Origin of the sequence: Streptomyces sp. NPDC101151, from assembly GCF_044768335.1 — a bacterium.
In the GTDB taxonomy this organism is placed as follows: domain Bacteria; phylum Actinomycetota; class Actinomycetes; order Streptomycetales; family Streptomycetaceae; genus Streptomyces.
In genome coordinates this window covers 61,448-81,944 of the sequence record NZ_JBIWPP010000035.1, presented here as the reverse complement: position 1 = coordinate 81,944, position 20,497 = coordinate 61,448, and the positions used below count along the sequence as shown (strand labels likewise).

Genomic DNA, 20,497 nt, shown 5'->3' with positions numbered 1-20,497 from the left:
GTTCGGCGGCCTCGCCTCGCTGGTTGCCGTACTGCTGCTCTTCCCGGTCCTGATGCGCGCCGAGTGGAGCGCGGCCCTGGCGGTGGCGCTGCTCGCCATGGCGGCGTTCGCCACCGGCTGCCCGCTGCAGCTGATGGTCATGGAGAAGGCCGCGGCCGCCCCTTCGCTCGCCTCCTCCGCCAACCAGGCGGCGTTCAACCTCGCGAATGCCGGTGGCGCCTGGATCGGGGGGCTGGCGCTGGTCGCGGGCTTCGGGGCCACGTCGCCCGCGGTTGCCGGGGCGGTGCTGGCTGTCCTCGGCCTGGGCGTGGCGGGCGTGGCGTATGCGGTGGACCGGCGCAGGGACATCGCCACTGTGGGGCTTCCCCGGCAGGCAATCGAGGAGTTCATCGCTGTCATTCAAAACGCTGCAACTTGCCAAGACGACAGGGGTCGAAATGCGAGCTGACCTCCCTTCGGGTTACGAACAAGTCTCCCCCCACCACTTCAGGGAACGAGTCGGCAGATATTACGACGAATTCGCGGTGGGAGAAATAATCGAGCATCGGCCCGGGCGGACAGTGACTGAGATGGACAACGTGTCGATGAGTTCACTGTCCATGAACGATTCTCCGCTCCATCTTGACGCCGCCTACTGCGCGCAGACTCAGTGGGGACGACCACTTGTATCGAGCCTGGTCACTCTGAGCATCGTCTCCGGAATGGCCGCTCGAAGCATCAGCGGTAACGCCATTGCGAACCTGGGATGGGAAAACATCCGCCTTCCGAGTCCAGTGTTCGCCGGTGACACGCTCTACGCGAAGACGGAGATAACGGCGTCCGGCATCCAGCCCGCCGGTGCACAGCATACCGTTGTGCTCGAACAACATGCACACATCGAGGCATACGTGGCAGATCGCTGGTCTTGGCTCACTGATGATGGACGCTACTCGGTCGTCATCGAGCAGTACACCCCAAACTCCGTCCCTCTTTATGCCGAATACGAGGTCGACGCATCCAACATCAGGCTCCTCGGTGACGGCCAGATGCTTATGGAACCGGTGTTCGCCGGCCAGATCGTACCCGCCATAGGGCTCACCGACGAAGAACGAAAGCGACTCCACGAGGAAGGACGGCGGCTGTGTGCACCCTTCCAGGCCATGGGATACCGAGGGATCATCGCGACGACGCCTATCTGACGCCAGACCGGGACATCTTCTTCTGCGAAACGAACGGACGCATCACCGGCGCCACTCATATTCTCGACGTCTTCCGAACCAGGCTCCTCAGCGCAGAACTCAGGGAGCGACGAGTCTTCTTCGAGCATTTCCATTTGCCTGTGCCATCCTTCGAGCAGGCCACCGATCAGCTACAAGAGTCAGGTCTCGCGTATGAACCTGAAACCGGAACTGGGGTGATTCTCGTGGCCGACCTCGTCGAAGAGGGAGCGACTGTTATTTACTGTGTGGTGGCCCCCGATCTAAACGGTGCCGAAAAAATGCAAGAACAACTGCACCACCTGTTTCCCTCTCACGCCCAGCTATAACTCACCCTTCAGACCCGAACCAAGCGAATCAATGAAATACATCATAATGATCGTACGTCGCCTTCAAGACAGCCGCGAGATCGCATGGGGAAATGGTACGAGCCGACGCTTGCTCACCAATTCGGACAACATGGGCTTCACCGTTACGGACACCACCGTCCGCCGGGGAACCCTATCCCGTCTCCAATACACACAACACCTTGAAGCCTGTTATTGCATATCTGGGAGTGGATCTATTCTCAGCTCTGCCGGCGAACGGTACGACATCACTCCCGACACGATGTACGCCCTGGACGAGCACGATGCTCATACCTTGATCGCTGCTTCTGATCACGACCTACGACTGATATGCGTCTTCACGCCGGCCCTCCACGGAGACGAAACGCACGTCCTCGCACATGACGACTACTCAGCATACGAAGCCACACCCTGACAGGGTGGCGCGCTGCATACCCGCGACATGCAACAGCGTCCAACCCGCCCGAGATCGCAGTGGGGCCGGAAGTGGGGTGGATCCCGGCGTGGCCACCCGGCCTGGGCGAAGAGCGCAAGCAGCATGGTTCAGGCCGATGAACAAGGCTGCACAATCAAGCCACTCGGCCGATTCGAACACCGGGATAAATGCATAGATTCACACTGGACCGCTCCAAATGAACAATTTCACGCCACTCGTTCAGAATGCAAACTTTCTGAAACCCACGGGTCAATTGTGAGTTGCAGCGACAGACTCGGCAGACTTCCGCAGGGACCGGCCATGACTGAGCCGAGCCGACCACCCTTGAATCAAGCGGAAGGAAGCACACCATGCGGAACACCGCTCGCTGGGCAGCGATCCTAGGTCTGACAGCCACCGCCCTGGGCACACCCCTGGCAGGTCAGGCCCTCGCCGCCCCAGCCACACCGAACTCGTTGTACGCCCCCTCGGTCCTGGTGCTCACTGTGGGCCACGGCGCCAACGCGGACACTGCCACCCCGCAGCGCGCCGTCACGCTCAACTGCGCCCCGGCACCGTCTGGCACCCATCCCGCAGCAGCCGATGCCTGCGCCGAACTGAACATTGCCAAGGGTGACTTCAGCGCACTGCCGGCCAGCGGCAACGTCTGGTGTACCAAAATCTGGAAGCCCGTCGTCGTCACCGCGCAGGGCGTCTGGCAGGGGAAGCGCGTCTCCTACGAGCACACCTTCCCCAACGAGTGCATGAAGAACGCCTCGCAAACCAGGGTCTTCGACTTCTGACGGATCCGGATCCTACGGTCCGTCTGCGCCCTGGAAAGGGCCCGCAGCCAGGGAGTGCCAGGCCCCACTGCGGGTCCTTGCGATGTCACGCCACGAGTAGGCAACAGCCAACACAGTGGGCTCGCACACGACCCGGCCGCCCTCGCGGACCTTCTGGGTGAGCGCGTCGGCCCAGACGAACGTGTACGGGCCGGTACCCAGTGGTCTGCCCCGGAACTCGGCCACGCTCGTCCAGCGTCCGAGTCATCTCGCTGACCTTGGACTTCGACAGCCGGGTCACGCCGAGGAATTCCGCGAGCTTTTTCCACCCGACGGGTGGAGAGGCCGAGCGGGTAGCTGCCTGATCGCAGCCGTGGCAGCGGGAGGATCACACCCAGGGCGCGGTCCGCAGAGCGTGGGTATGCGCTCGGAGCGCGGTGAGGGCGGCGGCTCGGCCGGTGGGGTGAGGGAGAGGGTGGAGCAGCGGCGATCCCGGTACGCGAGAAGGCCGAGGGCCTCGCCGGGACGCAGCCACTGCCACATGAAGTGGCGGGTGTCGTCGGGACGCGGCACGGTGCCGTCGGCAAGGTGAACGCCTCGGCGGCCGCCAGGGTGTGCACAGCACTGGTGAGGCCGTCGAGCGTGAGCTTCCCGTCGGCCGCGGGCTATCAGGGCGAGTTGGCGGTGCCGCTTGGCGACCGACCGCGCCGTGCGGGCAAGGTCGTGGGCTTCGGCGAGGCGGGCGACGCCGTACTCGGTGCGGGCACCCTGCCGGGCAGATACCAGTCGTAGCGCTCGGCGGCCTCGATCACCAGAGCCCGCGGCAGGCGGCCTGCCTGGGTCAGGTCACCCCGTCGCCGACCGACTCCAGGCAGCCGCCGCAGAGGTTCGGCCGTGTCGGCGGGCGCCTCGGGCGCCACGCTCAGCAGGTCCGTCAGGGTGCCGCGCAGAGTCCAGCGCTTGCTCCAGCAGCCGGGAGGCGCCTGCGCGGGCGGCGGCCTCGTCGATGCCCATCGCCGGCCCCCAGGTGAGCAGGTCGGTGTCCGGCAGGATCACCGGTGAGGTGCCCACCGTGCGCAGAAGGGCGGCCGCATGAACAACCGGATCAGCGACCTCAAAGTCATGGTCGCCCACCATTCACTCGTGGCTGACCTGGCACGCGAGGTGCCGCTGAGGGGCGGCGGTCCTCGAAGACATCGAACTCCACGGGCCCACCGACGCTGTGTGGGTGCCGCTGAGGGGCGGCGAGCAGCGGCCGTGGTCCGGGCTATGACTGGCTCTATGGGGCCATGGCGTTCCCGCCTTCCCCGAACTTCGAGCTCGGCCAGCAGCCCGGACCTTGACGGATTCTGCGAGCTGATGGCGTGCGAGTCGTCCTGCTATCGGGACGCCTTCCCCGTCTCCTTCACCGGCCGGTCGTGCCGCAGATCGTCGAAGAGCCGGGCCGAGTTCTTGGCGTCCCACTTCAGTACGTTGCCCTTGGGCGTGGGGACGCCGAAGCCGGAGACCGGCACGTTGATCTGCTTGCCGTGCCCGCCCGAAACGCTCTGCACGGCGCGGAACATCCTGCCGAGATCGCGCAGGCTCATGTCCTTGTCGACGATGAGCGTATCGAGCCCGGCCTGTAGGGCTGGACCGATCTCCCGCGGGTCGAAGAGGGTGCCGGGCCGGGCGGCCTGGTGGGCGAGGGTCGACAGGAACTTTTGCTGGTTCCTCGACCGGCCCAGATCGCCCTCTTTCTCCTGGTGCCGCTGGCGGACGAAGGCGAGCGCCTGCTTGCCGTTCAGGGTGTGACAGCCCTTGCGCAGGTCGGCGCCTGACTTCTTGTCCTTGATGTCCCGGTCCAGGCACATCCGAACGCCGCCGATGGCGTTGACGATGTTCACGAACCCGGCGAAGCCGATCTCCGCATAGTGGTCGATGCGCAGTTCGGTGTTCTTCTCGACGGTGTGCACCAGCAGTTCGGGGCCGCCGTAGGAGAAAGCGGCGTTCAGTTTGTCCCCCTCGGGCTGCTTGGTCTTGCCCGTCGAGGTGTCGAGGCGGCCGGGCACGGTGATCCAGGAGTCGCGCGGCAGGCTGACCAGGCTGGTGCCGTGGGCACCCGTGTGCAGCAGCATCATCGAGTCGGTGCGTCGCCCGCCGCCCCCACCGGCGTGCAGGTCCTTCACGTCGTCCGGGGAGAGCCCGTCGCGGCTGTCCGAGCCCACGATGAGGTAGTTGGTGCCCTCGCCGGGCGGCGGGCGGTCCCCGTACGCTCCGAGGTCGACGTCACGCTGGAGCTGTGTCTCAGCCCAGCCGTACGTGCCGCCTGCCGCGACGACCACAACGGCCAGCAGGGCGAGTACCACCCGCCGCAGTCTCCTGCGCTTCTTCGGCTGCCGAGCGTGGGCGCGCCGGGGCCCGTAGCGGGAGCTGGGGCGTTGGGCGAACCGCCCCCGCATGGCGGAGGCTTCCGGTGCCGTGTACGAGCCCTGGCCGGCGCACGGAACCAGCTCGGCGTATGGCTCCGGTTCGGCGTATGGCTCCGGTTCGACGTATGGCTCCGGTTCGACGTACGGCCTCCGGCCGGCCCGCGGCTCCGCGCGCCATAGTTCGCCGCTCACCCGCACCGGCTCCCGGCGCACGGGACGGCTCCCGGCGTCGCCGTTCCAGCCGTGCTCCCCCGTGGGTATGCTGCGTCCGGCCCGCTGGTCAAGCGGGTCTGTCATGGTCACTCCCTTGGTCAATTCGGCGACAGGCCCCTTCGCGGGGGCGGCTCGTCGAGCGGATCCCCGGACCCCTCTTCGGGCGGAGCCTGGAGCAGATACGGGTCGGCGGTTCCGGTGCGCTGCATGCTGTGCCACTTCAGGCGGGTGCCGAGCAGCGCCGTGGTCACGGAATGGATGACCACCGCATACATCAACTGCCGGTAGACGAACTGCTGGAGCGGCAGCACCCACAGCACGTGCAGCCGTTCGCGGTCCAGCCGCAGCGCGTACGCGGCGGTGACCAACTGCACGGCAAGGAACCCGAACCAGACGAGGGTGGCCTCCACGGGGTCACGGAACAGCGCCCCGAACAGGGCGAACATGTCCACGACCGGTGCGCACAGCGGCAGCACGATCTGGAACAGCGTGACGTAGAGCAGCACGCGACGGCCAAAGCGTCCGGCAGGGCCGACCTCCGTCACCGCGTGACGGTGCTTCCACATCGACTGGAGGGTGCCGTAGCACCAGCGGTAGCGCTGGCGCCACAACTGCCCCACGGTGCTGGGCACTTCGGTCCAGGCGACCGCCGATTCCTCGTAGACGACGCGCCATCCGGCCCGCCAGAGCGCCATCGTGAGGTCGGTGTCCTCGGCCAGGGTCTCGTCACTGACGCCGCCGACGCCCATCAGCGCGTCCCTGCGGAAGGCGCCGATCGCCCCCGGCACCGTCGGCATGCACTCCAGGACCTCGAACATCCGCCGGTCGAGGTTGAAGCCGAGAACGTACTCCAGGTGCTGCCACTTGCCCAGCAGGCGGCGCCGGTTGCCGACCTTGGTGTTGCCGCTGACCGCACCTACCGCCGGATGGGCGAGCGGCTGGACCAGTCGGGCCAGCGCCTCGGGTTCGAAGATGGTGTCTGCATCCACCATGACGACGATGTCGTGCCGGGCGTGGGCCAGGCCGGTGTTGAGAGCGCTGGGCTTGCCTCCGTTGGGCTGCCGGATCACCATCACCCGCGGGTCGTCGATGTTCTCGGCGATGTCGGCGGTGGCGTCGCTCGAGCCGTCGTCGATCACGATGATCTGCACGTGCGGGTAGGTGGAAGCGAGCAGCGAGTACACGGTGGAGGCGATGCCTGCCTCCTCGTTGTACGCGGGTACCAGGACCGTCACCGGGTCCCGCACCTCGCGCAGCCGTGGTGTGCCGGGCCGGTACCGGTGCAGCCTGCGCACGTGGAGCCGGGCGAACATCGCGAACAGGAGCATCCGCAGGACGCCGAGCGCGCCCGTGAGGGTCAGCGTCCACACCATCACGGTGAGGAAGGCATGCCCGAGCCGCTGCGACCAGATCAGGCCCTCGCCTTTGATCTCCTGGGCGAGGGGGACCTCGTCGAGGAAGGAAGGACGTTCCAGCCCGCCGCTGACGGTGGTGAACCGTTTCACCCGGCGGTCCCGCAGGAGATCCTCGGCCTCGTGGTAACCCAGGTCGGTCTGGCTGTGCTGCGTCACCACTCCCCGCCACGGCTTGCGAGCCTTGTGGTCCGAGGCGACCACCAGGTACCCCTGCGCCGCCGCGCGCTTCGCGGCCGTCCATTCGGCGCCGCAGAGCGTGTCCGCGGCCGTGGTGTGCGGCAGCCGCAGCAGGGTGGTGTTGATGCCGGCCGCACCCGCGAGAGCGGTCTGAGTGAGCGACAGTTCCAGCCGCGCGCGCAGCGGCGAGGCGACACCGAGGTCGCCGCCGCTGTAGGTGTACGAGCCGATCTCGTGGCCCTCGCGCAGAATCCGCCGCATCAGCTTCGGGTGCCGGGCCGCGTCCTTCCCGTAGACGAAGAAGGTCGCCCGCGCGTGGTGCCTGCGTAGCAGGTCGAGCAGGCGCGGCGTCCACACCGGGTCGGGCCCGCCGTCGAAGGTGAGCGCGACGGTCCCCGGCGGCATGGCCGCGGTGGCGACCCCCGTCGGACCGAACCGCAGCAGCGGCTTCCCGTCGTCCGCCTCGCGCGGGATCGGCTGGGTGCACGGCGGCTTGGCGCGCGCGGCGTCGACTTGGTGGGTCGTCCAGCCCTCGAAGAGGAGGGTGACGGCGACCACCAGGAGGGCCAGCAGGAGGACGAGCCAGTGTCCGCGCGGCGGGCGTCGGACATCGGCCTGCCGGCTCACTGCTCAAGGCCCCCGGCCGACGGGGCGGATCTGCCGGCCGTCGGGCGATGGTCGCCGCGGTCCGCCTGGACACCGGCCGGCGGCCGGGAGGCGGCGGCTCGGGCCGGTGTGCCGGGGCCGTGCGGCGACTTGCCGCTGTCCGGGCCGGAAGGCGCCCGCCCGCTCGTACTCGGCGGATGAGTGCCGACGGGCTGCCGGAGTCCACTGATCAGCATGCCGACGAACAGCAAGTACCCGAGGCAGGCGCAGCCCACGGCCAGCGCCACGCCTTGCAGCGTCCGCCTTCGCCAGCCCGACTGGTCGATGAAGACGGGGAGTTGGGAGGCGGCGGCCTGGCGACGCCGTGCCTCCGGGCTCGCGCGAGGCACCGCTCCCCGGTGCGGCACGCGCTGCGTCATGTCCCGCTGCGTGTGCTGCGCCCTGCGGGCAGGGGGTGAGGACGACAATCGCCCGTCGTGCGGTGTGCTGGCTATGTGGGGGATGCCCTGCACCGGTGCTCCTGGTCTGAGGCCGCGCACGCGCGGCTCTTTGTGTATGTGGGGGTACGGGGCCGGGGACCCGCTGTACTGCTGCCTGAGACGTCGGAGCCGCATCCCGGTGCCAGGCGCGTACGAGGAATTTCCCGTACGCGCGCATGCCCCCGCGCCCTTCCCGGGCTTCGCCGGGAAGGCCACGTACGCATGCCTCACAAGGGCCGGGAGGCCAGAGATGCAGCCGTCAGCGATCACGCAGCCCCCCGGACCCTACTCGGGCGCCCGGGTGACGCAACAGGCCGTCCCTGCGGTGAATTTCCACCACGCCTCCTGCCCCACGCTGAACTGCTGTACCCCCGTCTTCGCCCCTCGCCCCTTGCCGGCTGCAACCACCGCAAGGGCGGCCGGACAGTTCCCGCCGGCAGGCGCTAGCGTCAAGAGACTTCGAGATCACGACGCCCCAGGTCAGCCACTACCTCGGCGCCAAGCAGGCTTTTGACGACGTGTCCGCGCTCGGATGTGCTGCGGTCGCCCATCGCATGTGACACCGCGCGTGTTGAGGGCGGCCGCGGCCGGACTGAACTCGGCTGCCCGAACGGGCACATTCAGCAACAGGTCTGTATGACGGCATGCGCAGGGTGCGGTGTCAGAAACGACCTCTCAGAAGGCATCTGGCTGACAGAAGCGCTTCTGCTTTTGGACTGCGTCGTTGACCCGGGTCGAACGGCGTCTACGCGATCACCAGTCTGACGGCGCACCAGGCGAACGCTGCTGACCTGGCGGAACACGTTCGCGAGCACTGGGCTATTGAGAATCGTGAGCACCATGTCAGGGATGTGACGTTCGGGGAGGACGTTTCGCGGGTGCGAACCGGCGGTGCGCCGCGGGCGATGGCCTCCCTACGGAATCTGGCCATCGGGACGCTCCGCCTGGCCGGGTGGGACAACATCGCCGAGGGCCTGCGTCATTACGGGAGGGACATGACCCGGCCGCCGGCCGCCCTCGGACTCACGTGATCATTCCGCGCCGATCGCGAGAACGGCGAAGCCCTGGGAGCTGGGTTGCCTTGTCCACGCCGAGGCTCTCCTCGAACTCGGACTGCACGGTGCGCCGGTACGGGAGGGCGGCTTTCATCCGGGCGAGGCGGATTCCAGCAGTCGCTTCGTCAGCTGCTGGAGCTACCTGCCCTCACCCATCGGCTGCAGGCCCTCGGCCTGAGCCCGGCCACATGCTCGTTCAGGAACCGGTCATCGACCGAGTCAGCGTCCCCTACCTCGGACGGCTCGGCTATGTTCCCACTGGTCAAACAGGTGCAATCCTCCATGATCGGAGTTGGACCGTTTCTTTTCACAGTCCCCGATCTCACGTCCAGGAGTGTGGCCCCGCGCCCATAAACCACCAGCGACCAGCATCGACACACTCTCCGCTGTCCCAAACCGAGAGATCAAAACCGAGAGGTCGCATGCTGTTCTATGCCAGTCGGCAATACGCATAAACAGTCGCTGTCCCACTTGCATGCCTACCGGGAATCTTTATCCAACCTGCAGCACTGTCCAATTCGGTGCATTCGCTGAACAGGCCGCTTTCCACGGAATCTTCCATCTGCTGGCGCGCCCTTGCCAGAGCCGCGACGGGATCGCTTGCCTGCGCCGTGAACTCCTGATCGTACTGCAGTCGAAAGTGAGAAGATTTGAGGGAGGTGGTGAAATCATGTGCCACAGCCGGAGTTGCAGCGAGTCCGAGCACACCGATTCCGGCGACTATCGTGACTGCTTGACGAATCCTCACGTGACTCAATCCCTTCTCTCATGAATTGACGAAACCCGCAGGTGGATTTCAGAATTTTCTGCTGTCTTATCAACTTTGGCGCCCGAGTCATCGACGGTTTGTTTCTCAGACGCAAGTCGGTTCCTACTGGAGCTCAGAACGACAGGCTCCTCGGCTGCTCCAACGGTGCGGATGGCGGTAACCGGAAAGAGCTGCGAATGCGGCGATCGCGAGGGCGATGCCTGATATTGGTCCAGGCGGTCAGGAGACGCCAGATGCACCAAGCCAGATGTCCGTCGGGACGGCGCGGAAGTCCGCGCCGTGCCCGTCCGGGCCGTGGCGTGTGAGGTTACTGGCTGATCCAGCCATTGGTGACGCTGGCGATGACCTGGGCGGAGCCGGGGTCCTGGAGGCTGCCGTAACGCACTTCGGTGCGGCGGACGTCCAGAGTGGGAGCAAAGATGGCGGCACGCCAGTCGTGCACCGTGGGGACCTGGACGTCGTCGCCGACGGAGAAGGAACCGGAAACGGACGAGGTATCGGGGTTGTAGAGGAAGTAGACCCCGCCAGGCTCGACGTTCGGGTCGCTGCTGACAGAGAGCATCCAGGTGATTCCGCCACTCATGTTGCGCATGGGCGTCCAGCGAAGATTGTCGAGTTCCGCCCCCATCATGGTGCGGGCAGCGCCTGCGGGGACGGGAGCGTGGGCGGTGTTCGGAGTGGCGAGGGCTGCCGGAGCGGAGATACCTGCGATGACGAATGCAGCAGCAACAGCCGCCATGGTGGAGCGCTTGGTAAGGGTCATTTTCAGTCACTTTCTGTGAGAGCGAGAATGGTTGGGTTATGTGCCTCCCCGGGAAGCGCGTGTGGAGCTGCCGGCTAGCCGGGAGGGGGACTTCAGGACGCTCGGGATCAGGGACCGAGCTAGGGGAGCAGCTTGCTGACGGAGCCGATGAAGGTGGCGTCCGAGGGGTTGTGCGGGTCACCGTGCATGACCTGCACGAAGTGTTGACCGGACGGCAGGGTGAAGGAAACGTCGTGCCAGTCCTGGACGCTCGTCAGCCCGCTGGTCATCGGCATGATGCGCCCGGTGAGGAGGTCGATGACGAAGAATTCTCCGTCGGTGCAGTCCTGGGGCTCGTCAAGGAGCGTATAAAAGGCGAAGGCGTTGGTCTTGGGCGCATCCGACCGGTAGTTGGCGCGGATGTTGGTCAGGGCGTAGTGATCGTCGGTGGTGTGGGTTTGCGTCGGCTGAACGGCGCACGACTGTTCGCCGATGGGGGCCGCTTGAGCGGTCTGGAGGCCGGGTGTGCCGATGGCTGCTGCGGCGGCAAGGGTGGTCATGATCTTGTAGGTGGGACGCACGAGAACCTCATCCGTTGAGCGGGAAATCTTCCGAGGTTTTACGTGATTCAACGAAGGATCTTCGGATATTTGATGACCGATCCGATGATCTTCCGCCTCCCTCACCATGCCGCGACTTGCTGACCGTGCGCCAGTTCCACCCGCAGGATCTGGCCAGGAGGGTGCGAAGGGAGAGGATCCGAGAGGTGTGGGCGGCTCGAGGCTGCCGAAATCGGAGCAAACGGTTCCGCGTGGGGATGCTGATACCCCTCGCCGGTCAGTGACCCCCAACAACCGGCCGCCGATCGGCGGTGACAACGGATCAGCGGGCCCGCACCCGGGGGCTTTACTGCTGGGAATGCCTCCCGAGCTGCGAGGATGCGCATCCAGCGCCGACTGCCAGTGGGATCGCTACGGGTACTCGCAAATAGGCCAGCGTCCGTACTGCCCCTGCGTCATCGAGTACGACATGTGATCACACATGACTCATTTTGATCTCAGGTTGAGCGGTAGCGGGCTGCTGTGGCATCGCCCTCAAGATCACTCGCGGCAACACCGCAGGCCGTATCAAGGGCCTGCGGTTCGCATGCCCGCCGCAGGCCCTCACGGCGCTCCGGCATTACCGCAAGGGTGAGTCCGACCTGATCGAGCGCGGCGGCGTGTTCTACCTGATCGCCGTGTGCGAGGTGCCCGAGGCCGCACCGTACGAGCCGGACGGATTCATCGGCGTGGATCTCGGCATCGTCAACATCGCCACCACATCCACCAGCTACCAGCCCGCCGGGCGCAGCCTGAACCGGTACCGCAAGCGGCAGCTTGCCCTGCGGGTCAAGCTCCAGAAGAAGCGCACCAAGTCAGCCAAGCGCAGGCTGAAGGAGCGCTCCCGCCGCGAACAGCGGCACGTCAAGAACACCAGCCACATCATCGCCAAGACGATCGTGACCGAGGCTGAACGCACCTTTGCCGGACTCTCCCTGGAGGAACTCAAGGGAATCCGGCAGAGGGTACGGCTCCGCAAGCCCCAACGGGTCGCGCTCCAGCCGATGCAGATACGGCCTTCAGAGGGAACGCCAAGATCTCCCGGGGCAACGGGAGATCTTGAAAGCGAACGTCCTGGACCAGCAGTGGTCTTCCAGGAACACAGACGCTGTATCGACTACCCTCCCGGCCCGTGCCTGAGTTGCCAAGACCAGCGGACAGCCTTTGATCAAGCCGGACACGTGAACAATGCCGCACAGGCCTTGACCTGGTCACATGTGCAGTTGTTCACGGCAGTGCACCGAGGCTGTCCGGACCGTTGCGGCCGAAGCGGCGGAGTTGTTCACCCGCGTGTCCGGGGCCATGGCCCGCTGAGGCCGCTCTGGTGTGTTGTTCACGAAGTCCGCCCAGGAGTGTCGTTTTCCCGGTTTCGTGTCGACGCCGCCTCCGCCCAGCTCCACCATGGAGCCAGTCGCTCGAGGTGACGGTCTGGGGGCAACCAGGCCCCGCTGTCTGTGAGTTGAGCGACATTGGACCAGCAGTCATCCAGGAGGTCGTTCCTGCCATGTCCCGATCCAAGGGCTCTGGAAACACCCGCACACCCGGCGTGCACGTGCGCATGATCGTGCTCGTTGTAGTGCTGGCCGTGTTCATCACACTGGTGCACGGCGGGTATGAGGTGAGCGCAGCGATCAGTGCGATTGCCGCATGCGGTCTCCTCGCTGAGGACCTCAGCCGGCGGCTGGGCCGGGGTTGCAGCCCGCGGTCCGCCTGAGCCGGCCAGTCCGGCAAGGCGGGAGCGGTCCGTGCCCCGTCCTGAGAATCCGCTGGATCCGCACGCAGGCCCCCTCGCAGATTTTGCGGCGGGCCTGCGTCGGCTGCGCAAGCACGCCGGTCTGACCTACCGTGAGCTCGCCCAGCAGGCCCATACATCGGCCAGCGCGCTGTCGCAGGCCGCCAACGGGCAGAAGCTGCCGACCTGGGAGGTCACGGCTGCCTTCGTCCGGGCCTGCGGTGGTGACCTGAATGAGTGGCAGACTCGCTGGGAGGAGGTGGCCGGCCAAACAGACGAGATCCGAAGGGCGCCACGTCCCATCCCGTCTGCGCCTCCCGTCCAGGCCATGGATACGGCCGGCAGGGATTCATCGGCCGAGGACGCGCCGCCGCTGGGTTCGATGGTTTCCGTAGGGGACTTTCACGCGGCTTTGAGGTCCCTGCGGCAGCGGGCAGGCAATCCGTCCCTGCGCGATCTCGAAGCCGCGGCGCAGCGCCATGGGCATGCTCTGCGGCGCAGTACTCTGTCCGACGCTCTCGGCCGGAGCGAACGGCTGCCTCCTCTCGAGTTCGTTGACGCGTTCTTGGCGGCGTGCGAGGTAGCCGGGCCTGAGCTGGACGACTGGCATGTGGCGTGGGCGCGGGTGGCGTATCACGCGCAACGGCAGAGCGAACCGGAAGACCCGCGCTGGTCGGGTACGTGCCCCTATCAGGGTCTTGGGTCTTTCGGCCCCGAGCATGCCGCCCTCTTCTTCGGTCGCGAGCAGGCGACAGCCGAGCTCGTGACGCGGGTCGCTCAAACGGTGGACGGCACCGGAATGCTGGTGGTGACCGGGCCGTCGGGGGCTGGCAAGTCCTCACTGTTGCGGGCGGGTTTGCTTCCCGCGCTGGCCAAGGGGGCTCTTGGGCCGGGCTCGCAGCACTGGCCGCACCTGGTGATGGCGCCGGGCGCGGCTCCCTTACAGCAACTGGCTTGCGCCCTTGCGGCTCTGGCTGGAGCCGATGAGTCTGAAGTCCTGGGGCAGCTGACGCAGCCTGACCGTGCGCGGTTGATCGCCCAGCAGGTCCTGGAAGTTCACGCGGAAGCCCCGGGCACCGCGCCGGCCCTGCGGCCCCATCGCCTTGTGGTGGTGGTGGACCAGTTCGAGGAGGTGTTCAGCTCCTGCCCGGACCGTGTCCAGCGGGAGGCCTTCATCAGCGCTCTGGCGGCGATGACCGGTGACAGCAACACTCCTGCGCCGGCTGTCGTGATCCTGGGCGTGAGGGGCGACTTCTTCGGGCACTGTGCGTCGCATGCGGCGCTGGCCCGCGTCCTTCAGACCGGCACGTTCGTCGTGGGCCCCCTGACCGAGTCCGAACTGCGCTCCACCATCACGGGCCCTGCTGCGACGGCCGGTCTTCTCATCGAAGAGGGACTGGTCGACAACATCCTGGCCGACCTGCGCTCGACCGAGACCAGCAGCGGCTTCGAGCCGGCTGTGCTGCCCCTGCTCTCGCATGCCCTGCTCCAGACCTGGCAGCACCGCGAAGACGGAAGGCTGACCCACCGCGCCTACGCCGCGATCGGCGGGATTGCCCGCAGCATCGCAGCCAGCGCCGAGGCCGCGTACGAAAAACTGACGCCCAGCCAGCAGAACGCAGCCATGACGATCTTGCGCCGGATGGTGACCATCCCTCGTGAGGGCGCCATCACCCGCCGCCGGACGCACCTGTCGGAGCTGGACAGCGGCCAGCGCGCTGAGGACGTCAGCGCAGCGCTGGCAGCACTGACCGATTGCCGGCTTGTCTCCGTGAGCAACGAGAGCGCCGAGATCAGTCATGAGACGCTGCTTCGTTCGTGGCCTCGCCTGAACGCATGGCTGGAGAGCAGCAGGGTTCAGATCGGGCTGCTCGCGCACCTTGCCGAGGCGGCGCAGGAGTGGGCAAGCAACGGTGAAGAACCGGCGTTCCTGTACCGGGGCGTGCGCCTGGATGCGGTCGTGGATGGACTGGACTGGACACTCCTGTCGGCCACAGAGCGTTCCTTCCTGAACGCGTCCCTGGCCCACACTGCGCGCGACCAGCGGGTGGCCCGGCGCCGAGTGCGAACGACCACAGCCATGATGACCGCCCTTGTCGTGCTGCTGGTCATCTCCTCCTGGACCACTTACGTGGCCTTGTCGTCGAGAGACACGGCAGAAGCGCAGCGCAAGTACGCGGTATCCCACCAGATCGTTACTGAAAGCCAGACCGTCTCCGGCAATCCCACGCTCGCTGGGCTGTTGTCCGTGGCCGGCTGGCGCATTGCGCAGACTACGGAGGCACGCAACAGCATGATCGCGGCGGCTACCGAGCGCGGAGGCGTCATCGACGCCTCCGTCTTCACCGCAGACGCCGACACCGCAGCCATCGCGTTGAGCCCGGACGGCCACACACTGGCCACCGCCGGCAAAGACAAGGAGATACGCCTGTGGGACATCACTCAGCCGAAGCATCCCCGGGCACAGCCCCCACTCAGCGCTCCGGACAGGGTTCAGCAGATGACGTTCAGCCCGGACGGCCGCACTCTCGTCGTCGCCACCGACCGCATCATCACGGTGATCGACGTAGCAGCCACGAAAGTGCAGCGCAGCGTCGGACTGGCCTCCCTCAGCCTCCAGGACATGGCGTTCAGTCCGGACGGTCGGCTCCTGGCCGTCACTGACGACAAGTACATGTGGATCTTGGACATGTCTCGCAGTTCTCCGCACATTCTCAGCCGGGTGGCCGTGTCGAACGAGGGGGCCAAGATCACTGCGTTGGTCTTCAGCCCCAGCGGGCGCACACTGGCCACCGCCACTTCCCACCACACCGTCCAGCTCTGGGAGCTTTCCGAGCAGCAGCCCAGACCGCGCAAGGCTGCTCTGCTGACCGGCCACGCCGCAGCCGTCAACAGCTTGGCGTTCAGTCCCAACGGGCGCACACTGGCCAGCGCCAGCTCCGACAACACCATTCGCCTGTGGGACATCTCCGACCTCGCCGAGCCCCGCGCACAAGCTGTGCTGGCCGGCCACACCGGGCCCGTCCAAGGCGTGGCTTTCAGCGGGGACGGGCAGACCCTGGCCACCGCCGCGTCGGACAACACCCTCCGTCTCTGGGACACGACAACCCTGCGGCAGACCCGCACGCTCATCGCCAGCACCGACGGCATCAGCCGCGTCGTCTTCAGCCCCGACAACCACGGGCTCCTGGCCATCGGACAGGACGGGAAGGTCCAGCAATGGACCATCCCCGCGCAGGCGCATCCGAGAGCCCTCGCCGCAGCGATCTGCGCCCAGGCCGGCCGAGACCTGACCAAGACCGAATGGGACCACTACGTGAAATACGTCCCCTACCAGAAGATCTGCTCCGCCTTCTGATGCCGCTGGCCCCGCCGATCATCCCTGACCGACCGAAAGAGTGGCGCTCTCCCCACCAGGGTGAGCCCTGCGTTCCAGCGAAGACCCACTGTGCTCTCAAGGGCCCGGCATGGCCGGTGCGACGCGCCCGCCATGCCGGGCGACACACGGCGCTCAGGCGCCCGTGCGGCGCTGCTGCCATGTGCGTACTTCGTCGAGGTGAACGATGTGGGCGTCCGGGCGGATGCGTCCGGTTTCCACGAGCCACTGGTGCACGGCCGCGGTGACGTCGCCGCCGGCGGCGTCCACGCGGCGGGCGAAGTCGGCGGCGTCGAAGCCGCCGGCCTGGGCGGATCCGCAGGAGCGTTCTTCGGTGTGGTCGGCGCGTTGGATGACGTTGCGGCGGATGCCGGGTGAGTCGGTGCGGCTGCCCGAGGGGTGGAGGTATCCGGTCTTGGCGAGGCGGACGGTGAAGGCGAGATGCAGTCCGCGGCGGGCGGCTTCGGCGATCAGGGGGCGAGGCGGGCGGAGGCGATGGCCTGGGCGGCGACGCGTCCGGTTCCGGTGCCTGTGGGGGTGATCAGGACGGCTTTGCTGCGGACGCGTGCACGGAGCACCAGACGGAGGGCGAGCCTGACCCTGTGACCGGCTGACCAGCCGTGGACGCCGTCAGCAGCAGCGGGAGGCACCCTCACGCCCGACCACGGGCCCGACCCAGACCGGCCCGGGCGGCCGATGACCTGGCGGGAAGGCATGGCGCGTGACGTGGACGCTGCCGAACAGCGGGTGCGCGCCTTCCTCCAGCCCCACGTCGCCGCCATCCGGCCCGCGCTCCGGGAGCGCTGAGCGGCACCCGGCCCGAACGGCATGGTCCTCGACGCCCAGCGGGTGCTGGTCGGGCTGGGCGTGCCCGGCGACCGGATCCACCAGGAACTCTTCTTCGCCGGGGACGAGCCCGTCGCCACCGTCCGCCACGAGGAACCCGGCACCGCCGGTCCAGTCAGCGAGGTGACCGTCGTCCTGGACGGCCGGTCCACCACCTCCGGGCTCTCCCGCGAGGCCACCGTCCTCGACTCCGGCTCCCGGGTCCACCCCGACCTGACCTTCGCCTGCAAGGGCGGCGTCTACGGCACCTGCCGCGCCCACATCACCGAGAGCAAGGCGGACATGCGGCGCAACTACGCGCCGGCACCCGCCGAGGTCGATGCCGGCCACGGCCACCTGCCGGGCCTACCCCGTCTCCGACACCCTGACCGTCGACTTCGACAGCTGCGGAGAAGCGCCGCGCCCTCGTGTCGACATCGCCGGGGGCGTCGACGGTGTGGCAGCCGGACACCGGTAGAAATCCCTGTTCATCAGGGGTTTCTTGCTTTTCGAAGTCCACCGGCGCCGGTGAACGGCACCACGCCCGTCGCAGCGTCCCTGCCATGGCCTGCACCGATCGGCGAGAGCAGATCGACTGCGCGCCGTCCGGCCGTCGAGCAGAGCCTCGGCAACGCTCTCGCTGCGCGTGGAATTCGCCACAATTTGCCCCTTAGGGGCGATGAATACGTAAAGGTGGTTCTTTGCAGCCGGTTACCTTCCTTCGGTAACCAGCTCCAGGGGTTCAATGACCAGTGGCATGGGAGAAGCGTTTGATCGCGGTACGTAAGCGACACACCGGGCTCATGGCTACGGCCGGCGTACTCGGCGGCGCACTTGCACTCACGGCCCTCGGCGGTATCAGCAACGCTGCCACCAGCGGCAACGGCACCGGGAACCAGCCGAAATCGCAGGCGCAGGCGCAGGCGCAGGGAGATCATGCGGGCGCACAGGAGACTTCCGACGCCCAAATAAAGATCACGCCCGGGCCAGGTGCCTACGGCGTCGGCATCAACGACCCCGTCAAGGTCACCGTCAGCAACGGCAAGCTCACCAAGGTGACCATGATCGCCGTCGCCACCGGTGCCGAGATTCCGGGCACCCTGTCCGCGGACGGCACGTCCTGGAAGACGACCGGCCCGCTGGAGCGGGCCACCACGTATCAGGTCGCCGCAGAGGCCGAGGACGCCAAGAACCGCTCCGTCACCGGGAACGCCACGATCACCACGATCTCCCCGGCCAACGACTTCATCGGGCACCTCTCCCCCGAGGACGGCTCGACCGTCGGCGTGGGCATGCCGGTGACGGTCAACTTCGACAAGGCGACCAGCGACAAGGCCGCCGTGGAGTCGGAGATCCAGGTCAGCTCCAGCAGCGGCCAGCGGGTCGTCGGTCACTGGTTCAACGACCACCGCCTGGACTTCCGCCCCGAGAACTACTGGGAGCCCGGCTCCACCGTCACCGTCACGCTCAACCGCCACGGCATCCAGAAGACGGTCACGTTCAAGATCGGCCGGAGCCAGATCAGCACCGTCGACGCAAAGACGAAGCAGATGACCGTCGTACGGGACGGCAAGACGATCAAGACCATCCCGATCTCGTCCGGCAGCCCCGAGCACCCGACGTACAACGGTCAGATGGTGATCTCCGAGAAGTTCAGGCAGATCCATATGAACGGTGCGAGCGTCGGCCTCACGGAGAAGGACGGCAAGCCCTCGTACGACATCAAGGCCGTACCGCACGCCATGCGCCTGACCGGCTCGGGCACGTTCATCCACGGCAACTACTGGGGTGCCGACTCGGTCTTCGGCAAGGTCAACACCAGCCACGGCTGCGTGGGCCTGAAGGACGTCAGGGACGGCGGCGACGGCAGGCAGCCCGCGGCGTGGTTCTTCGACCACTCGATGATCGGTGACGTCGTCATCGTCAAGAACTCCGCGGACAAGACCGCGCTGGCCCCGAGCAACGGCCTCAGCGACTGGAACATGCCGTGGAGCGAGTGGGTCTCGGGCAGCGCGACCAGCTGACACCACACCACTGCACGCACACGAACCTGAATCAGCCCCTTCCGCCAGGCGGCGGCCGACATTGTGTCGGCCGCCGCCTGCGGCGTCAGAGCGCTCGAACAACCCTCGCCCCGGGGAGCCCCGACACCACAGGATGATCGCCCTGTGTCAGGGCTTGAACGACGCCTGCATCGCGGGCGACCCGTACGTCTGCGCCGCGATGATCCGGTCCGTCATGGACCACATCCCGCTGGTGTTCGGGCAACCGGACTTCAAGCAGGTGGCGGCCCCACACACCGTTCACCATGAAGAAGACCGACAAGGCGCACGCCCAGGTCCTCGCGGAATCCAAGTCCAGCGGGAACAACGCGAAGCACCGGCCCATCAGCCCGAACGTGCCCACCCACTGCGCGCGCAACTCCCTCGTCGGCAGGCCCGCTGCCAGCAGGTGAGGTGACGCGACCAGAGCGGTGGAAGCGCGTCACCCCACCTCGGCGCCATTCTCACCCCGGGCCACTGCCCCCGATGCCCGCTCTGCACGATCAGAGCACCAGTGATGGCCTCCCTGCCCCGATCGCGCTGACCGGCCTTGAGCTGCGTGGTACCAACTAGGTACCATCGGAAGATGCCATCACTGAACGTGTCCTTCTCCGACGAGGAAATGGAAGGCGTCCGCGCCGCCGCCGCGGCAGAGGGCAAGAGCCTCAAGCAGTACCTGCACGACCTCGGGGTACGCGAGATGCACCGCAAGCGGTTCGTCGCCGGCGCCACCGCCTGGGCCGACAAGCTGCGCGGCGAGTTCGACGAAGCGTTCCCCGAAGAGATTCCCCCCTCCCCGCGCGGCAACGGGGCAGCGGCTGCCTGATGATCCTGCACATCGACGTCTCCTGGCTGCTCGACGTCCAGGAAGCCGCCCTCGGGCATGAGGACGTGACGGTCACCGACTACTCGGCACTGGTGGCTGCCGTGGCCCGGCACAAGACCCGGATGCCGACGCTCGAGACGTCCGACCCGGACACCGCCTGGCGCGCTGCTGCGCTCCTGCACACGATCGCGCGCCTCGAGCCACTCCCCCACCGCAACGGCCTCTTCGCCGCCTTCATCGCCGCCCAGTACATGGACCAGTCCGGCGAAGGCATCGACCCGCCCCACGGCGCACTCTCCGACCTCGTCCGCAAAGTCCGAGACACCCGCCTGAGCATCTACGCCGTCGCCGACACCCTGCGCTCCTGGCGCCTCTGATCCAGGCGCCAGGCCGCGAGCCGGGCGCTGTCGGCCGTACCCGGGCCACCGCATGAACCATGGCCCCCCAATCCCCCGGCTGACCGCGGCGGCCCGCGGGCTGGGATGTCCGT

18 protein-coding genes and 2 pseudogenes are annotated in these 20,497 nt (G+C 67.0%); 14 read left to right on the top strand and 6 right to left on the bottom strand.

Going from position 1 to position 20,497, the window contains the following annotated elements; translation table 11 throughout:
- The 5 genes and pseudogenes from ACIRU3_RS38575 to ACIRU3_RS38555 all read left to right on the top strand — a co-directional run.
- A pseudogene (locus tag ACIRU3_RS38575) lies at positions 1-448 on the top strand (hypothetical protein); the annotation flags it as partial.
- Positions 438-1,178, top strand: a complete 741-nt coding sequence (locus tag ACIRU3_RS38570) for a MaoC family dehydratase (protein WP_404066913.1) — start codon at positions 438-440, stop codon at positions 1,176-1,178. The pseudogene ACIRU3_RS38575 and the gene ACIRU3_RS38570, both read left to right, overlap by 11 nt.
- A complete protein-coding gene (locus tag ACIRU3_RS38565) occupies positions 1,121-1,525 on the top strand; it encodes a peptide ligase PGM1-related protein (protein WP_404066911.1) in 405 nt (134 codons plus the stop codon). The genes ACIRU3_RS38570 and ACIRU3_RS38565 overlap by 58 nt, the downstream gene beginning before the upstream one ends.
- Before the next feature lie 31 nt (positions 1,526-1,556).
- Positions 1,557-1,958, top strand: coding sequence for an ectoine synthase (locus ACIRU3_RS38560; protein WP_404066908.1), 402 nt, complete (start codon positions 1,557-1,559; stop codon positions 1,956-1,958).
- Positions 1,959-2,329: 371 nt separating this feature from the next.
- Entirely contained in the window at positions 2,330-2,761 is a 432-nt protein-coding gene (locus ACIRU3_RS38555; protein WP_404066906.1) for a subtilase-type protease inhibitor, read from the top strand.
- 12 nt (positions 2,762-2,773) lie between these two features.
- Here the strand turns inward: ACIRU3_RS38555 and ACIRU3_RS38550 are convergent, their stop codons facing one another.
- A complete protein-coding gene (locus ACIRU3_RS38550) occupies positions 2,774-2,986 on the bottom strand; it encodes a transposase (protein WP_404066904.1) in 213 nt (70 codons plus the stop codon).
- A gap of 396 nt (positions 2,987-3,382) precedes the next feature.
- Between ACIRU3_RS38550 and ACIRU3_RS38545 the strand changes: the two genes are divergently transcribed.
- Positions 3,383-3,532, top strand: a complete 150-nt coding sequence (locus tag ACIRU3_RS38545) for a hypothetical protein (RefSeq protein ID WP_404066902.1) — start codon at positions 3,383-3,385, stop codon at positions 3,530-3,532.
- Positions 3,533-4,119: 587 nt separating this feature from the next.
- Here the strand turns inward: ACIRU3_RS38545 and ACIRU3_RS38540 are convergent.
- From ACIRU3_RS38540 to ACIRU3_RS38520, 5 genes are all read right to left on the bottom strand, one after another.
- The gene (locus ACIRU3_RS38540; RefSeq protein ID WP_404066920.1) at positions 4,120-5,454 is read right to left on the bottom strand and encodes an LCP family protein; all 1,335 of its coding nucleotides are present in this window, start codon (positions 5,452-5,454) and stop codon (positions 4,120-4,122) included.
- A gap of 8 nt (positions 5,455-5,462) precedes the next feature.
- Positions 5,463-7,583, bottom strand: coding sequence for a bifunctional polysaccharide deacetylase/glycosyltransferase family 2 protein (locus ACIRU3_RS38535; protein WP_404066899.1), 2,121 nt, complete (start codon positions 7,581-7,583; stop codon positions 5,463-5,465).
- The gene (locus ACIRU3_RS38530) at positions 7,580-7,981 is read right to left on the bottom strand and encodes a hypothetical protein (protein ID WP_404066897.1); all 402 of its coding nucleotides are present in this window, start codon (positions 7,979-7,981) and stop codon (positions 7,580-7,582) included. Before ACIRU3_RS38530 ends, ACIRU3_RS38535 begins: the two co-directional genes overlap by 4 nt.
- A 2,191-nt stretch (positions 7,982-10,172) precedes the next feature.
- Positions 10,173-10,628: a hypothetical protein gene (locus ACIRU3_RS38525; RefSeq protein WP_404066895.1), complete on the bottom strand. Its 456-nt coding sequence runs from the start codon at positions 10,626-10,628 to the stop codon at positions 10,173-10,175.
- A 119-nt stretch (positions 10,629-10,747) separates the two neighbouring features.
- Positions 10,748-11,167 carry a hypothetical protein gene (locus ACIRU3_RS38520; RefSeq protein WP_404066892.1) on the bottom strand — a complete coding sequence of 140 codons (420 nt, stop codon included), beginning with the start codon at positions 11,165-11,167 and terminating at the stop codon, positions 10,748-10,750.
- A 659-nt stretch (positions 11,168-11,826) separates the two neighbouring features.
- Between ACIRU3_RS38520 and ACIRU3_RS38515 the strand changes: the two genes are divergently transcribed.
- From ACIRU3_RS38515 to ACIRU3_RS38480, 8 genes and pseudogenes are all read left to right on the top strand, one after another.
- Complete coding sequence (locus ACIRU3_RS38515) at positions 11,827-12,630, top strand: hypothetical protein (protein ID WP_404066889.1); 804 nt, start codon at positions 11,827-11,829, stop codon at positions 12,628-12,630.
- A 321-nt stretch (positions 12,631-12,951) separates the two neighbouring features.
- Positions 12,952-16,296, top strand: coding sequence for a helix-turn-helix domain-containing protein (locus ACIRU3_RS38510; protein ID WP_404066887.1), 3,345 nt, complete (start codon positions 12,952-12,954; stop codon positions 16,294-16,296).
- Between the two features lie 132 nt (positions 16,297-16,428).
- Positions 16,429-16,692, top strand: coding sequence for a hypothetical protein (locus ACIRU3_RS38505; RefSeq protein ID WP_404066885.1), 264 nt, complete (start codon positions 16,429-16,431; stop codon positions 16,690-16,692).
- Between the two features lie 438 nt (positions 16,693-17,130).
- A pseudogene (locus ACIRU3_RS38500) lies at positions 17,131-17,545 on the top strand (2Fe-2S iron-sulfur cluster-binding protein); the annotation flags it as partial.
- A 397-nt stretch (positions 17,546-17,942) separates the two neighbouring features.
- Positions 17,943-19,163, top strand: coding sequence for an Ig-like domain-containing protein (locus ACIRU3_RS38495; RefSeq protein ID WP_404066883.1), 1,221 nt, complete (start codon positions 17,943-17,945; stop codon positions 19,161-19,163).
- 284 nt (positions 19,164-19,447) lie between these two features.
- Positions 19,448-19,594: a hypothetical protein gene (locus tag ACIRU3_RS38490; RefSeq protein WP_404066880.1), complete on the top strand. Its 147-nt coding sequence runs from the start codon at positions 19,448-19,450 to the stop codon at positions 19,592-19,594.
- Between the two features lie 173 nt (positions 19,595-19,767).
- A complete protein-coding gene (locus ACIRU3_RS38485; protein ID WP_404066877.1) occupies positions 19,768-20,007 on the top strand; it encodes a hypothetical protein in 240 nt (79 codons plus the stop codon).
- The gene (locus tag ACIRU3_RS38480; RefSeq protein ID WP_404066874.1) at positions 20,007-20,384 is read left to right on the top strand and encodes a toxin Doc; all 378 of its coding nucleotides are present in this window, start codon (positions 20,007-20,009) and stop codon (positions 20,382-20,384) included. The genes ACIRU3_RS38485 and ACIRU3_RS38480 overlap by 1 nt, the downstream gene beginning before the upstream one ends.
- The last annotated feature ends 113 nt before the right edge of the window (positions 20,385-20,497 follow it).

Coding starts and splice junctions, on each gene's coding strand:
- ACIRU3_RS38570 (WP_404066913.1), top strand. CDS start 438: ATGCGAGCTGACCTCCCTTCGGGTTACGAACAAGTCTCCCCCCACCAC.
- ACIRU3_RS38480 (WP_404066874.1), top strand. CDS start 20,007: ATGATCCTGCACATCGACGTCTCCTGGCTGCTCGACGTCCAGGAAGCC.
- ACIRU3_RS38485 (WP_404066877.1), top strand. CDS start 19,768: ATGCCATCACTGAACGTGTCCTTCTCCGACGAGGAAATGGAAGGCGTC.
- ACIRU3_RS38505 (WP_404066885.1), top strand. CDS start 16,429: ATGCCGGGCGACACACGGCGCTCAGGCGCCCGTGCGGCGCTGCTGCCA.
- ACIRU3_RS38560 (WP_404066908.1), top strand. CDS start 1,557: ATGAAATACATCATAATGATCGTACGTCGCCTTCAAGACAGCCGCGAG.
- ACIRU3_RS38530 (WP_404066897.1), bottom strand. CDS start 7,981: ATGACGCAGCGCGTGCCGCACCGGGGAGCGGTGCCTCGCGCGAGCCCG.
- ACIRU3_RS38520 (WP_404066892.1), bottom strand. CDS start 11,167: ATGACCACCCTTGCCGCCGCAGCAGCCATCGGCACACCCGGCCTCCAG.
- ACIRU3_RS38555 (WP_404066906.1), top strand. CDS start 2,330: ATGCGGAACACCGCTCGCTGGGCAGCGATCCTAGGTCTGACAGCCACC.
- ACIRU3_RS38495 (WP_404066883.1), top strand. CDS start 17,943: ATGGCTACGGCCGGCGTACTCGGCGGCGCACTTGCACTCACGGCCCTC.
- ACIRU3_RS38490 (WP_404066880.1), top strand. CDS start 19,448: ATGAAGAAGACCGACAAGGCGCACGCCCAGGTCCTCGCGGAATCCAAG.
- ACIRU3_RS38525 (WP_404066895.1), bottom strand. CDS start 10,628: ATGACCCTTACCAAGCGCTCCACCATGGCGGCTGTTGCTGCTGCATTC.